Annotated in this window: 12 protein-coding genes; 4 read left to right on the top strand and 8 right to left on the bottom strand. The window is 73.5% G+C overall.

Going from position 1 to position 13212, the window contains the following annotated elements; translation table 11 throughout:
- Window positions 1–6: 6 nt before the first annotated feature.
- Both E6U81_RS24295 and tdh read right to left on the bottom strand, forming a co-directional pair.
- Complete coding sequence (locus E6U81_RS24295) at window positions 7–1215, bottom strand: glycine C-acetyltransferase (protein WP_031156990.1); 1209 nt, start codon at window positions 1213–1215, stop codon at window positions 7–9.
- 155 nt (window positions 1216–1370) lie between these two features.
- The gene (tdh, locus tag E6U81_RS24290) at window positions 1371–2399 is read right to left on the bottom strand and encodes an L-threonine 3-dehydrogenase (RefSeq protein WP_136232211.1); all 1029 of its coding nucleotides are present in this window, start codon (window positions 2397–2399) and stop codon (window positions 1371–1373) included.
- Between the two features lie 201 nt (window positions 2400–2600).
- Here tdh and E6U81_RS24285 point away from each other — a divergent pair, with 201 nt between their 5' ends.
- Window positions 2601–3509, top strand: coding sequence for an alpha/beta hydrolase (locus tag E6U81_RS24285; RefSeq protein ID WP_136232210.1), 909 nt, complete (start codon window positions 2601–2603; stop codon window positions 3507–3509).
- A gap of 53 nt (window positions 3510–3562) precedes the next feature.
- Here the strand turns inward: E6U81_RS24285 and E6U81_RS24280 are convergent, their stop codons facing one another.
- Window positions 3563–4300, bottom strand: a complete 738-nt coding sequence (locus E6U81_RS24280; protein WP_136232209.1) for a class I SAM-dependent methyltransferase — start codon at window positions 4298–4300, stop codon at window positions 3563–3565.
- A 243-nt stretch (window positions 4301–4543) separates the two neighbouring features.
- Here E6U81_RS24280 and E6U81_RS24275 point away from each other — a divergent pair, with 243 nt between their 5' ends.
- Complete coding sequence (locus tag E6U81_RS24275; protein ID WP_168714728.1) at window positions 4544–6691, top strand: GAF domain-containing SpoIIE family protein phosphatase; 2148 nt, start codon at window positions 4544–4546, stop codon at window positions 6689–6691.
- Here the strand turns inward: E6U81_RS24275 and E6U81_RS24270 are convergent.
- From E6U81_RS24270 to E6U81_RS24260, 3 genes are all read right to left on the bottom strand, one after another.
- Complete coding sequence (locus E6U81_RS24270; RefSeq protein ID WP_136232207.1) at window positions 6688–7539, bottom strand: hypothetical protein; 852 nt, start codon at window positions 7537–7539, stop codon at window positions 6688–6690. The genes E6U81_RS24275 and E6U81_RS24270 overlap by 4 nt on opposite strands.
- A 4-nt stretch (window positions 7540–7543) precedes the next feature.
- On the bottom strand, window positions 7544–9346 hold the full coding sequence (locus E6U81_RS24265) for a glycoside hydrolase family 15 protein (protein WP_136232206.1): 1803 nt from the start codon (window positions 9344–9346) through the stop codon (window positions 7544–7546).
- A 67-nt stretch (window positions 9347–9413) separates the two neighbouring features.
- Complete coding sequence (locus E6U81_RS24260) at window positions 9414–9977, bottom strand: DoxX family membrane protein (RefSeq protein WP_136232205.1); 564 nt, start codon at window positions 9975–9977, stop codon at window positions 9414–9416.
- A gap of 121 nt (window positions 9978–10098) precedes the next feature.
- Here E6U81_RS24260 and E6U81_RS24255 point away from each other — a divergent pair, with 121 nt between their 5' ends.
- Window positions 10099–10563: a MarR family transcriptional regulator gene (locus E6U81_RS24255; RefSeq protein WP_136232204.1), complete on the top strand. Its 465-nt coding sequence runs from the start codon at window positions 10099–10101 to the stop codon at window positions 10561–10563.
- 55 nt (window positions 10564–10618) lie between these two features.
- Window positions 10619–10927, top strand: a complete 309-nt coding sequence (locus E6U81_RS24250) for a YkvA family protein (protein ID WP_136232203.1) — start codon at window positions 10619–10621, stop codon at window positions 10925–10927.
- A gap of 134 nt (window positions 10928–11061) precedes the next feature.
- Here E6U81_RS24250 and E6U81_RS24245 read toward each other — a convergent pair whose 3' ends face one another.
- Window positions 11062–11697, bottom strand: a complete 636-nt coding sequence (locus E6U81_RS24245) for an alpha-ketoglutarate-dependent dioxygenase AlkB (protein ID WP_136232202.1) — start codon at window positions 11695–11697, stop codon at window positions 11062–11064.
- Between the two features lie 55 nt (window positions 11698–11752).
- Window positions 11753–12976, bottom strand: a complete 1224-nt coding sequence (locus E6U81_RS24240) for an MFS transporter (protein WP_136232201.1) — start codon at window positions 12974–12976, stop codon at window positions 11753–11755.
- Between the last annotated feature and the right edge of the window lie 236 nt (window positions 12977–13212).

The raw sequence follows: 13212 nt of genomic DNA, 5'->3' as shown, positions 1-13212 counted from the left end.
GATCACTCAGGCCCCAGCGGTCCCGAGCGCCGCACGGGCGTCGATGAAGGCGGCCACGGCTCGCTCGACGTCGGCCGTGGAGTGGGCCGCCGAGAGCTGGACGCGGATGCGGGCCGCGCCCATCGGCACCACCGGGTAGGAGAAGCCGATCACGTAGACCCCGCGCTCCAGGAGCAGCTCGGCCATGCGCCCGGCCTCCGCGGCGTCGCCGATCATCACGGGGGCGATGGCGTGGTCGCCGGGCAGGATCTCGAAGCCGGCCTCGGTCATCTTGGTGCGGAAGAGCGCGGTGTTCGCGGCGAGGCGTTCGCGCAGGTCGCCGGCCGACTCCAGCAGGTCGAGGACCTTGAGGGAGGCGGCCGCGATGACCGGGGCGAGGGAGTTGGAGAAGAGGTACGGGCGCGAGCGCTGGCGCAGCAGCTCGACGATCTCGGCGCGCGCGGCGACGTAGCCGCCGGAGGCGCCACCGAGGGCCTTGCCGAGGGTGCCGGTGATGATGTCGACGCGGTCCATGACGCCGTGCAGTTCGGGCGTGCCGCGGCCGCCGGGGCCGACGAAGCCGACCGCGTGGGAGTCGTCGACCATGACCATGGCGTCGTAGCGCTCGGCCAGGTCGCAGATCTCCTGGAGCGGGGCGACGTAGCCGTCCATGGAGAAGACGCCGTCGGTGACGATGAGCTTGCGGCGGGCGCCGCCCTCGGTGGCCTCCTTCAGGCGGGTCTCCAGCTCGGCCATGTCGCGGTTGGCGTAGCGGAAGCGGCGGGCCTTGGAGAGGCGGATGCCGTCGATGATGGAGGCGTGGTTGAGGGCGTCGGAGATGACCGCGTCCTCGGCGCCGAGGATGGTCTCGAAGACGCCGCCGTTGGCGTCGAAGCAGGAGGAGTAGAGGATCGTGTCCTCCTGGCCGAGGAAGGCCGAGAGGCGTGCCTCCAGCTCCTTGTGCACCTCCTGGGTGCCGCAGATGAAGCGGACGGAGGCCATGCCGTAGCCCCAGCGGTCCAGCGCGTCCTTCGCGGCGGCGACGACCTCGGGGTGGTCGGCCAGCCCGAGGTAGTTGTTGGCGCAGAAGTTGAGGACCTCGCCCGCGGTGCCGCCCGAGGTGACGGCGACGGCCGCGTTCTGCGGGGTGCCGATGACGCGCTCGGGCTTGTGCAGGCCGGCGGAGCGGATCTCGTCGAGGGTGGTGCGGAGGTCGTCGCGGACGGTCTCGAACATGCTGCGTTTCTCCTTGTGCGGCGGAGGGGGCCGGGCCCCGCGGAGGGGGGAGGGTGTGCGGGGCCCGGCCGGAGGGAGATGGTTCGTGCGGAAGGGGGGCGATCGGGGCCGGACGCCCCTGGGGGCGTGTCCGGCGGGTGGGGGTCGGGCAGCCCCTACGCCGTCCAGTCCAGGATGATCTTGCCGCTGCGGGCGGTCGACGCCTCGTCGAAGGCGGCCTCGAAGTCGCGGTGCGAGTAGCGGCCGGTGATGACGGGGCTGAGGTCGAGCCCGCCCTCCAGGAGCACCGTCATCGCGTACCAGGTCTCGAACATCTCACGGCCGTAGATGCCCTTGATCGTGATCATCGAGGTGACGACCTTCGCCCAGTCGACGGGGAACTCCGCCGCGGGCAGGCCCAGCATGGCGATCCGGCCGCCGTGCGTCATGTTGTCGATCATGTCGCGCATCGCCTCGGCGCGCCCGGACATCTCCAGGCCGATGTCGAAGCCCTCGCGCAGGCCCAGCTGCGTCTGTGCCTCGGCGATCGAGGACTCGGCGACGTTCACGGCGAGCGTGGCGCCCGCCTTGCGGGCGATCTCCAGCCGTTCGGGGCTCACGTCGGTGATGACGACGTTGCGCGCACCGGCGTGCTTGGCCACGGCGGCCGCCATGATGCCGATCGGGCCGGCGCCGGTGATCAGCACGTCCTCGCCGACCAGCGGGAAGGACAGCGCGGTGTGCACGGCGTTGCCGAAGGGGTCGAAGATCGCGGCGACGTCCAGGTCCACGGCCGTGCGGTGCACCCACACGTTCTGCGCGGGCAGGACCACGTACTCGGCGAAGGCGCCGTCGCGGCCCACGCCGAGGCCGACCGTGCTGCGGCACAGGTGGCGGCGGCCGGCGAGACAGTTGCGGCACTTGCCGCACACCAGGTGGCCCTCGCCGCTGACCAGCGCGCCGAGCTCGATGTCGGTCACGTCCGCGCCGACCGCCGCGACCTCGCCGACGAACTCGTGGCCGAGGACGAGCGGGGTCTTGACCGCGCCCTGCGCCCAGCCGTCCCAGGCGCGGATGTGCAGGTCGGTTCCGCAGATGCCGGTGCGCAGCACCTTGATCAGCACGTCACCGGGGCCGTACTCCGGCTCCGGGACGTCCATGAGCCACAGGCCGGGCTCGGCTTTGTGCTTGACGAGTGCCTTCATGGGTGGCTCCAGGCATGCGGAAGGGGGCGCCGCGAGCGTGCGGGGCTCGGACGGCGTCGGTGACGGGCACCAATCTGCCGATCTCCGTGGTGATCAGTCCATCGAGAGTTTCTTAAGCGGGCCGACAGCGCAGCTTCACGTGCGTGTCTTCACGCCTATGCTCCTCCCTTGACGGGGCTGGGAAAAGGGGAGGTGAGGGGCGTGCCGAGTCTGCGCAGCAGGGCGCTTTCGGTGGCGCTGGTCGTGGCGGGACGGCGAAGACGGTTCGCGAGCGCCGAGGCGGTGCGCGAGCGGGTGTCGTCGGCCGCCCGCCGGCCGGCTTCGCACCTGCCGCCGCGGCGGCTGGGCCGGGTCGCGGACATCTCCCGGACGTTCGTCGGGGCCTGGCCGGTGTACGACGTGTCCCCGCTGGGGGCCGAGCCGTCGGCGCAGGTGCTGTACGTGCACGGCGGCGGCTACGTGGGCGAGCTGGAGCGCCCGCACTGGGAGCTGGTGCGGACCCTGGTGACGCGGGCCCGGGCGCGCGTCGTCGTCCCCGCGTACATCCTGGCTCCGCGCGGGACGGCGGACCGGACTGTTCCGGTCGCCACCGACCTGCTGAGCGGCCTGATCGCGGGCGGCGGCGACGGCGGGACGGTGCTCATCGGCGACTCGGCCGGCGCCGGGCTGGCGCTGGCGGCCGCGCAGCGCCTGCGCGACCGCGACGGCGAGCAGCCTTCGCGGATCGTGCTGGTCTCGCCGTGGCTGGACGTGACGATGAGCCATCCGGACCAGGAGGCGATCGAGGCGGCCGACCCGCTGCTGGCCCGTGCGGGGCTGCTGGAGGCCGGACGGCTGTACGCGGGGACCCTGGACGCCGAGGATCCCCTGGTGAGCCCGCTGCGCGGGTCGTTCGCGGGGCTGGCACCGCTGACGGTGTTCAGCGGCACCCGGGACGTGCTCGCGACGGACAGCCGGGAGCTGGTGCGCCGGGCCCGCGCGGAGGGCACGGAGGTGGAGTTCCACGAGGCGGCGGGGATGCCGCACGCGTACCCGCTGCTGCCGGTGCCGGAGGGGCGGGCGGCGCGCGAGCGGATCGTCGAGCTGGTCAGGTCCGCGGCGGACCTGTGACGACCGGGGCCGGGCGGCGCGGGCCCGGCCCTGAGGGGGGCACACCCGCGCTCCTACGCCGTACAGGTCATCAGCGAGCTGATCGGCCAGGCGCGGTACGCCGTCCAGTAGGCCTCGTCGCGTACGTGGTCGGCGGGCGGGGTGCGGTTCGGCTGCCAGCCGACGGTGACGAAGCCCGCCTCGACGGCCGCTTCGGCGAGGTCCGAGTGGGCCCACTCGCGGAACTCGAAGGGCACGGGCGGCTCGGTCAGGAAGTGGGCCTTCAGCAGCGGCGCGTCTCCGTCCCGGACCCGGTCGAGGATGCGGACTCCGTACGGTGACCAGTCCACCCGCGGGTACGCCCCGGCGTTGGGCACGATGGCGAGCAGCCGGCCGCCGGCGCGCAGGTTGGCGCGGACGGACCGGAACATCGCGTGGAGGGTGCGCCGGTCGGGCGCGTAGCTGAATACGTAGGCGGCGGTGGCGAGGTCGAAGGGGCCGAGGTCGGGCAGGCCGGCGGCGTCGGCGACGAGGTATTCGACGTCGGGGCGGTCCTTCGTCGCCTCGTGTTCGCGGGCCAGCCGGATCATCTCCTCGGAGACGTCGACGCCGACGGTCCGCCGGGCCCCGCCGCGGGCCAGCAGCCGGGTGTTGTAGCCGTATCCGCAGGCCAGGTCGAGGGCGTCGAGGCCGCGCAGGCCGCCGAGCGCGTCGAGGGCCCCGTGCAGGGTGTAGGTGTCGGCCGCGGAGTACGCCGCCGTGCTCTTGGACTCCGCGTAGCGCTCGCCGATGGTGTCGTACTGGAACCGCATGCTCTGCCTTCCGCGGGCCTGCCGGGGGGGGTGGGACGCGTGCGTATCGTGCCCCGCGGCGCGCGCGGGTGGCCGTCCGCACACCCGTGCGCTCCCATACGTCCCCCGGACGAGGGAAGCGGTCGGCCTATCGCGGCGGGTGGCACGGGGCGGCGCGGCCCGGGATGAGGCCGCGACCCCCGTGCCCGCGGCCCGGGCGCCGGGATGCCGATGCCGTCGCCGATGGCGCATCCTGACTGTGTGATGGCGACAGCGGACAGCGTCGGCGCCGCCACCGACGCCACGGTCCAGGCGCTCGCGCGGGCCGTCGTGAGCGCAGTGGAGGCCGTGGGCGGGTACGCGGGCGGCGTCTACCTGCGCTCGCGCTCCGACGACCTCCTGCTCCTGGCGCTGTTCACCGGACTGCCGCTGCCGCTGTTCCGGCCGTGGTGGCGGATGCAGGTCAACCGCCCCTATCCGGTCGCCGAGGCCTACCGCTCGGGGCAGGCCGTGCTCCTGGCCGACGCGGAGTCGGCCATGAGCCGCTTCCCCCAGTTCGTCGCCGGGCTGCCCTTCCCCTTCGCGTCTCTGTACGAGCCGGTGACCGCGGGGTCGCAGCGGTTCGGCGTACTGGTGGTGCTGCGCCCGGCCACCCCCGGTGTCCCGGTGGGGGCGGGTGACCGCAAACGGCTCCGGCAGGCCGCCGAGGAGCTGGCGCGCGAGCTCTCCGCGCTGTCCGCGGCCGGGGAGCCGGTGGTGTGGGACGGGGACCCGGTCTGCGTGCCGGCGCCGGCGCCGGAGGCCGGGGCCGCGGGTGCCCGCGGAGCCGTGGACCGGCTCGTGCAGGCGGTGCTCTCCCTGGACCGGCAGGGCCGGATCGGCTTCGTCAACTCCGCCGCGGAGCGCCTGCTGGGCCTCGGCGGCGGGCACCTGCACGGGCGGCTGCTGTGGGAGGCGCTGCCGTGGCTCGGGCACCCCGCGCACGACGACCACTTCCGGGCCGTCTTCATGTCGTCGGAGCCGGTGCACTTCTCCGCACGGCGCGGGCGGCATCCGCCGGGCGAGTGGCTGTCGGTGGGCCTCTACCCGGCGTCCGACGGCGTGACCCTGACGATCGGCACGGCAGACCCGCCCGCCTACGCGTCCGCGACCGCGGCCGACTCCGCCACGGGCCCGGGCTCGCCCGCCGACCAGGCGTCCGCACTGTACCGGCCGGTGGCCCTCGCCATCGCGCTGACGGAGGCGGTGACGGCCCGGCAGGTGTCGGCGGTGGTCACCGAGGAGCTGCTGCCCGCCTTCGGCGGCCGCCAGCTCGCGATCTACCTGCTCGACCAGCGGCATCTGCACCTGGCCTGGGAGACCGGCTTCCCGCAGGGCTTCCTGAACCGGTTCGACGGCGTCGCGCTGGATGTCCGGCTGCCGGGCGTGGAGACTCTGACCACGGGCCGGCCGCTGTTCTTCGAGTCGATGCAGCGGCTGGCCGCCGCCTATCCGGGCATCCCGCTGGACGCCGATGTCGGCGCCCGTGCCTTCCTGCCGCTGATCGCCTCGGGCAGGCCGGTCGGCTCGTGCATCCTCGGCTTCGACTCCCCGCGCGGCTTCAGCCCGGAGGAGCGTACGGTGCTGACCGCGCTGGCCGGGCTGATCGCGCAGGCCCTGGCGCGGGCCCGGCGCTACGACAGCGAGGCGGCGCTCGCCCACGGGCTCCAGGCGGCGTTGCTGCCGCACCGGCTGCCAGTGCGTGAGCACGTGGAGACGGTGGGCCGCTATCTGCCCGGCTCCGCGGGCATGGACGTCGGCGGCGACTGGTACGACGTCGTCGAGACCGGATCGGGCCGGCTGGCCCTGGTCATCGGCGACGTCCAGGGCCACGGGGTCGCCGCCGCCGCGACCATGGGCCAGCTCCGCAGCGCCGTACGGGCCTTCGCGCTCGCCGGCAGCACGCCCGAGCAGGTGGTGCGCGGCACCAACCGGCTGCTCATCGACCTCGATCCGGGTCAGTTCGCGAGCTGCTGCTACGTGGTGCTCGACCCGGCGTCCGGGTCCGCCCAGGCCGTCCGGGCCGGGCACCCGCAGCCGCTGCTGCGCCGTCCCGACGGCCGCACGGAGGTGCTGGACCTGGCGGGCGGGGTGGTGCTCGGCGTCGACCCGGAGGCCTCGTACCCGGTCACGGAACTGCGGCTGGCGCCGGGCGCGCTGCTGGCCCTGTACACGGACGGGCTGGTGGAGCGGCCCGGCATCGACATCGACGAGGGGGTGGAGCGGCTGCGGCTGGCGCTGGCGTCGGCGCTGCCGGTTCCGCTGACCGAGACCGCCGACCGGCTGATCGGCAACGCCGTCGACCGGCCGGACGACATCGCCCTGCTGCTGGCGTCCCTCACGGGCGGCCCCGAGCCGCGCGCCGGTGACTAGTGCTGTGGCCGTTCGCAGGCCTGGAGCACGCCGCCGATCGAGAAGCACAGGGCGCCGAGCAGCGTCCCCCAGTTGGCGACTGCCGTGTTCACCAGGTCTCCGGTGGCGGGCAGGGTGAAGGCCGCCAGGGCCGAGACCATGAACAGCACCGATCCGAACTGGTTCACCGCGACGACCCACCAGCCGAGGCTGCGCGAGCGCAGGCAGGGCCAGGGGCGGTGGCAGATCTCGATGAAGGCCAGGTGGCCGGAGAGCAGGAAGAGCAGGCATCCGATCACGTCGGGTGTCCAGATCAGCCGGTTGGTCTGCTGGACGGTGAGCCCCTGGAGGAAGGAGTCCAGGAGGTTGATGCCGAACACGAGCGTGCCGACGAACAGCACGAACGTGCTCAGCCAGTCCAGGCGCATCGGTTCGTACCCCCACCACTTCCAGGCGGAAGTGACCAGCCGGCCGCCGTCCTGCGGGGTGTGGCGGGGCCCGTTGACCACCTGGAGGAGGGAGACGTAGCCGCCGGTGTTGAAGAAGAGGCCTCCCGCGAAGTAGATCGCTGAGGCCTCGGCGGTGGTGCCCCAGCCGAACTGGGACACGGCCGCGCCGAGGGCGAAGAGGGCTCCGCCGATGACGAACGCGGCCGAGGCGATGGCGTTGAGCCGTCGCAGCCGGCGGAGGGCCTCGGCGTCTGCGGTCGTGGTCCTGGCGGCCGCCTGTCCGGGGCTGCGGACCGCGAGGGTCCCGCGCCTGCGCGCGGGCCGCGACTCCCACACCACCGTGTCCCCTTCGGGGCGCTGCCAGGTGAGCCGGGTGGTGAAGGGGCCCGCGCCTTCGGCGCGCTGCTGGGGCGGTTCCACGCTCTCAGCCCGCCCCGGTCGTCCGCTTTTCCATGCCGGCCAGGGTGAGCGCGGTGTTGACCAGGCCGACGTGGCTGAACGCCTGCGGGAAGTTTCCGAGTTGGCGCCCGGAGACGGGGTCGTACTCCTCGGCCAGCAGACCCACGTCGTTGCACACCGTCAGCAGCCGCTCGAAGAGGACGCGGGCCTCGTCCTCGCGGCCGGTCATGTGCAGGGCGTCGGCGAGCCAGAACGAGCAGGCGAGGAAGGCGCCTTCGTCGCCGGGCAGGCCGTCGACGGAGTCGGCGGTGCTGTAGCGGCGGACCAGTCCGCTGCGGCCGAGTTCGGCGCGCACGGCGTCGACCGTGCCGACGACCCGCGGGTCGTCGGGCGGCAGGAACCCGACCCTGGGGATGAGCAGGGTCGCGGCGTCGAGTTCGGCGGAGCCGTAGTACTGGGTGAAGGTGCCCCGCTCGGGGTCGAAGCCGTTGTCGCAGACGTCGCGGTGGACCGCGTCCCGCATGGCGCGCCAGCGGTCCGGTTCGCCGCGCAGCGACGGGTTGCCTTCGAGTGTCCGTACGGCGCGGTCCGCGGCCACCCAGGCCATCACCTTGGAGTGCACGAAGTGGCGGCGGGGTCCGCGGACCTCCCACAGGCCCTCGTCGGGCCGGTGCCAGTTCTGCTCCAGGAAGTCGAGGAGGGCGAGCTGGATGCTCCAGGAGTGGGCTTCGGCGGGCAGCCCGGCGGACCTGGCCAGGTGCAGGGAGTCGATGACCTCCCCGTACACGTCGAGCTGGAGCTGGTCGACGGCGGCGTTGCCGACGCGGACCGGCGCGGAGGAGGCGTAGCCGCGCAGCCAGGGCAGCTCGCTCTCGGGGATCCGCCGCTCGCCGGCGATCCCGTACATGATCTGGAGGTCCTCGGGGGCGCCGGCGACCGCGCGCAGGAGCCACTCACGCCAGGCGCGGGCCTCGTCGAGGAATCCTGTGGTGATGAGGGAGCCGAGGGTGAGGGTGGAGTCGCGCAGCCAGCAGTAGCGGTAGTCCCAGTTGCGGACGCCGCCCAGTTCCTCGGGCAGGGAGGTGGTGGCGGCGGCGGCGATCCCGCCGGTCGGGGCGTAGGTGAGGGCCTTGAGGGTGATCAGGGAGCGGGTGACGGCTTCCCGGTAGGGGCCTTCGTAGCGGCACTGGGAGGTCCACTCGCGCCAGTCGGAGAGGCTGCCCTCCAGGGCCTCGAAGGGGTCGGTGGGTTCGGGGCGCGGTTGGTGCGAGGGGTGCCAGGTCAGGACGAAGGCGACGCGGCGGCCGGCGGTGACGGGGAACTGGGAGCGGGTGCTCTTGGCCTCGCCCCAGGTGCGGACGGGGGGCTCGCTGCGGAACCACACGGAGTCGGGCCCGGCGACGGCGACGCGGTCGCCGTCGCTGCGGCGCACCCAGGGCACGACGTGGCCGTAGTCGAAGCGCAGGCGCAGGGTGCTGAGCATCCTGACGGTGCCGCTGATGCCCTCGACGATGCGGACGACGTCGGGGGCGACGTCGCGCTGCGGCATGAAGTCGATGACCTTGACGGTGCCGGTCTCGGTCTCCCAGTACGACTCGAGGACCAGTGAGCCGTCGATGTAGGCGCGGCGGGTGCAGCGCTCTCCGTCGGCCGCGCCGAGGGGGGCGATGCGCCAGTGGCCGTTCTCCTCGTCGCCGAGGAGCCTGGCGAAGCAGGCCGCCGAGTCGAAGCGCGGCAGGCACAGCCAGTCGATGGACCCGTCGCGGCCGACCAGTCCGCTGGTCATGAGGTCGCCGATGAGTGCGTAGTCTTCGATGGGTTGTGTCATTTGTGCGCTCTTCCCCCGAATGTCCGGGGCCAATCAGCTCGGGCCCCGGACACCCCCGGGCGCAGCGCTAGTTACGCACGAAGAGCATGACGGCGGCGAGGACGACGCCGAGTACGAGGGCCAGGGCTCCGTGCGCCGGGCGCTGGGTGCGCAGGACGGGCAGGAAGCGGTCAACGGCGTAGCGGCCGGGGCCGGTGAGGGTGAGGGCGGCGGCGCCCGCGGTCAGCAGGAGTTCGTACTCGATGCCTGCGGGGGCGAAGAAGGAGCCGGTGCCGTGGACGGCGATCGCGTTGATGAGGGTGCCGACGACGGCGGCGCCGGCGAGCGGGGTGAGCAGGCCGGCGGCGAGGCCGAGGCCGCCGAGGGTCTCGGTGAGGCCGGCGAGGACGGCCATGGCGTCGCCGGCGGGGTAGCCGCTGGCGGTGAAGAACTGGCCGGTGCCGCTGATGCCTCCGCCGCCGAACCAGCCGAAGAGCTTCTGCGCTCCGTGTCCGGCCATGGTCAGGCCGAGGACGAGGCGCAGGAGCAGCAGGCCGGCGTCGTGGCCGGGGGTGGAGAGGGCGGCGAGCGGGCCCTGCGCGGCCGGCGCGGCGGCCTGCGGCTTCGCCGCGGTGACGGAGGGGCTGGTCATCGTGGGGGTCCTTCCGGTCGTGCGGTCCGAGGAGGCAGGTGAAGAGTTGTTCAAATTCGAACCGCTGGCCATGGACCCTAACCGGTGATTCAAATTCGAACAACCCGTGTAGGCTGGGGCCATGGCTGAACCGAGATGGCTGGACGAGCGCGAGATGCGGGCCTGGAGCGGCTTCCTGGCCGCCTCTGCCCTGGTGAACCGGCGCCTCGACCAGCAGCTCAAGGACGACGCGGGGCTTTCGCACCCGCAGTACGAGATCCTCGTGCGGCTCGCCGCGGCGCCCGGGCGGGAGCTGCGGATGACCGAGCTCGCCAATGGCCTGATCAACTCCAAGAGCGGCCTGACCTACCAGGTCACCCAGATGGAGAAGGCCGGACTGGTCCGCCGCCGCAGCTGCCCCTCGGACGTGCGCGGGGTCTTCGCCGTGCTCACCGACGCCGGCAGCGCGAAGCTGGAGGAGGCGGCGCCGGGGCACGTGGCCACGGTCCGGGAGATCCTGGTCGACGTCCTGACCCCGGCGCAGCTCGACGTGCTCGCCGACGGTCTGGGCGAGGTCGGGCGCCGGCTGCGCGGACAGGGCGCCTGAGCGGCCGGGGCCGCCGTAGGGGTATCACCGACCGGAATCGGGGTATATGGGCGCCATGGACGGAACGGTCTGGGTCATCGTGGGCGCGATCGTCATGGCGGGGCTCGCCGTGGTCGCGGCCGTGATGTTCGTACGCGTGCTCAGGGCGCGGCGGCTGCTGGTCGACGCGGGCATTCCGCTGCACGACAAGGCCTTGTTCTGGGCCGCTCTCGTCTACACCGTCTCGCCCGTGGACCTCATTCCGGACCCGGTCTATCTGGACGACATCGGGATCCTGATGCTGGCGCTGCGCTCGCTGCACGCGGCGGCGGCGGCCGCGCGCCCCTCGAAGGAGCCCGGGGCCGACGTCCGGACCCGCGTCTGATCCGGCCCGGGCGCGCCGGGGTCCGGCCGCGTCCGCTCAGACGTGCTGGTCCACCAGGACCGGATTGCCGTCCGGGTCGAGGACGCCGACGGGGCCGCAACCGCCGGGACGGGAGCGGGGTGCCCGCCCTCGGGTCAGCGCACGCCCCGGGGCCGGAACTGGACGCTGATGCGGGGCCCGACGGCCCGCGCCGACTTCGGCACGGCGTGTTCCATCGTCCGCTGGCAGGAGCCGCCCATGACCACGAGGTCGCCGTGGCCCAACGGCAGCCGCAGCAGGGTGGCCCCGCCGTCGCGGGGCCGGAATGCCAGATCGCGCGGGTCGCCGACGGAGACGATGGCGACCATGGTGTCCTCCGTCGGGGAACGGCCGGTCCGGTCGCCGTGCCAGGCCACGCTGTCCCGCCCGTCGCGGTACAGGCACAGCCCGGCGGTGGTGAACGGCTCGCCCAGCTCGGCGGCGTAGTGGGCGCTCAGCGCATCGCGGGCCAGGGCGAGCGAGGCGTGGGGCAGGTCCTCGTCCTCGCCGTAGAAGGCGAGCAGCCGGGGCACCTCCACCTCCCGCTCGTACATCTGCCGCCGTTCGGCGCGCCAGGGCACGTCTGCGGCCAGCCGCTCGAAGAGCGCGTCGGCGCCGCACAGCCAGCCGGGCAGGTGGTCGACCCAGGCCCCGGCGCCGAGCTCGGTCCGGCGCAGCCCGGCGAGGGGGCCGAGACCGATCTCGTCACCCTGGTCGAAGAGGGAGCCCTGCAGAGCCCGGACCGCGTGCATGGACCCAGCCTAAACCCATAACCGAACAGATGCACGAATACGTGCGGCGTGCCCGTCAGCGCGGCCGGTCGCCGCTCGCGGGGCGGAACGGCCGGGTGAGGAGGGTGACGGCGAGGGAGGCCGCGGCGGCGAGGGCGATCGCCGCGCCGGCGCCGAGGTACTGGGCGAGGCCGCCGGCGATCGCGGCACCCAGCCCCTGACAGGTCATCCGTCCCGCCGATTCGACCCCCTGGACCTGACCGCGGATCGCCTCGGGGGTCAGTTCCAGAAGCCGTTCCTGGAGCGGCAGGGTGGCGGCGAACCCGGCCCCGGCGACGAACACCGCGACCGCCAGGACGGGGGCGGGCGGGTGGACCGCGAAGAGCAGGAAGGGGGCGGCGAGCAGGAGCCGCAGCACGAAGGCGTGGCGGCGGCGCCGTGCGGCGGTGAGCACCCTGCCGACGAGCAGGTCGCCGGCGAGCATGCCGGCGGATCCGGCGGCCAGGAAGGTCCCGGCGTGGGCGGGGTCGTAGGAGATGAGGAGGGCCTCGCAGCCGACGATCAGCCCGTTGGGAACCCACAGGGCCAGCAGCAGGGCCCGCCGGCCGGGGTGGGCGAACAGTTCGGCGTTCGCCCGCCAGGTCTGCCGCAGGCCCGGCCGGCGGGCGAGCCGGACCGAGTGCTCCCGTACGGTGGCCGCCACCACGGCCGCGCCGAGGGCGGTGAGGCAGGCGGCGACGGCGAAGACCCCCTGGTGGCCCGCGTACCGCAGCAGTACGGCGCCGCCGGCGTAGCCGAGGATCGCCGTGCCGCCCGCGGTGATGTTCATCAGCGAACGGGCCGGCGCGTAGCCGGCGGCCGGCACCACCTCGGCGAGCAGCCCGAGCCGCGCACCGGTCCCCAGGGACTGGAAGAAGCCGAGGAAGAGGAGGAGTGCGAAGCGGGCCGCGAGCGGCAGTTCGGGGACGGCCTGGGCGCAGACGCCCGCGAGCGAGGCGAGTTGGAGCAGGAGGAGGGTGCGCCGGGGGCGTTTCCCGTCCGCGACGGACATCAGCGTCAGCGCGCCGAGGACCGCGGCGAAGGTGGCGCCGTACATGCTCACGGCGGTCAGGAACGGCGAACCGGTCTGCCGGTCGACCAGGGTGCCGAGCGCGATGCCGGACAGGGCGCCCGCGGCGGCGGTGAGGGTGAAGCTGACGTACAGACCGCTGAACTCCGTGGTGCGGAGCAGCTTCCGGTAGCCGGTGGAGGGGGGCGGGGCGGGGGTGGGTCCGTGGCTGGTGGTCAGGTGTGAAGGCATGAAAAAAGCCTCCGGGCGCGTGCACGGAGCACGTACGCCGAAGGCCAACGACGGGAATTCTAGCAGTAGTCACGGCCAGCTCACCGGGCGTTTCCGCTCCTCGGAGCGGGTGCGCGACGGCATTACCGCAGCGTAGCCGTGTGATCAGGGACTCACGGTCTTGGCCGCGGGTCCGCCGCACGGTACCGTCAGCGCGACATAAAGACATAGCGACGACGGCGAGACGGAAGTCCGGT

Source organism: Streptomyces sp. A0592 (assembly GCF_004795115.1).
GTDB classification, from domain to species: domain Bacteria; phylum Actinomycetota; class Actinomycetes; order Streptomycetales; family Streptomycetaceae; genus Streptomyces; species Streptomyces erythrochromogenes.
This window is presented reverse-complemented; position numbering and strand designations above follow the sequence as displayed.

Coding starts and splice junctions, on each gene's coding strand:
- E6U81_RS24295 (WP_031156990.1), bottom strand. CDS start 1,215: ATGTTCGAGACCGTCCGCGACGACCTCCGCACCACCCTCGACGAGATC.
- tdh (WP_136232211.1), bottom strand. CDS start 2,399: ATGAAGGCACTCGTCAAGCACAAAGCCGAGCCCGGCCTGTGGCTCATG.
- E6U81_RS24280 (WP_136232209.1), bottom strand. CDS start 4,300: ATGCGGTTCCAGTACGACACCATCGGCGAGCGCTACGCGGAGTCCAAG.
- E6U81_RS24275 (WP_168714728.1), top strand. CDS start 4,544: ATGGCGACAGCGGACAGCGTCGGCGCCGCCACCGACGCCACGGTCCAG.
- E6U81_RS24265 (WP_136232206.1), bottom strand. CDS start 9,346: ATGACACAACCCATCGAAGACTACGCACTCATCGGCGACCTCATGACC.
- E6U81_RS24260 (WP_136232205.1), bottom strand. CDS start 9,977: ATGACCAGCCCCTCCGTCACCGCGGCGAAGCCGCAGGCCGCCGCGCCG.
- E6U81_RS24255 (WP_136232204.1), top strand. CDS start 10,099: ATGGCTGAACCGAGATGGCTGGACGAGCGCGAGATGCGGGCCTGGAGC.
- E6U81_RS24250 (WP_136232203.1), top strand. CDS start 10,619: ATGGACGGAACGGTCTGGGTCATCGTGGGCGCGATCGTCATGGCGGGG.
- E6U81_RS24245 (WP_136232202.1), bottom strand. CDS start 11,697: ATGCACGCGGTCCGGGCTCTGCAGGGCTCCCTCTTCGACCAGGGTGAC.
- E6U81_RS24240 (WP_136232201.1), bottom strand. CDS start 12,976: ATGCCTTCACACCTGACCACCAGCCACGGACCCACCCCCGCCCCGCCC.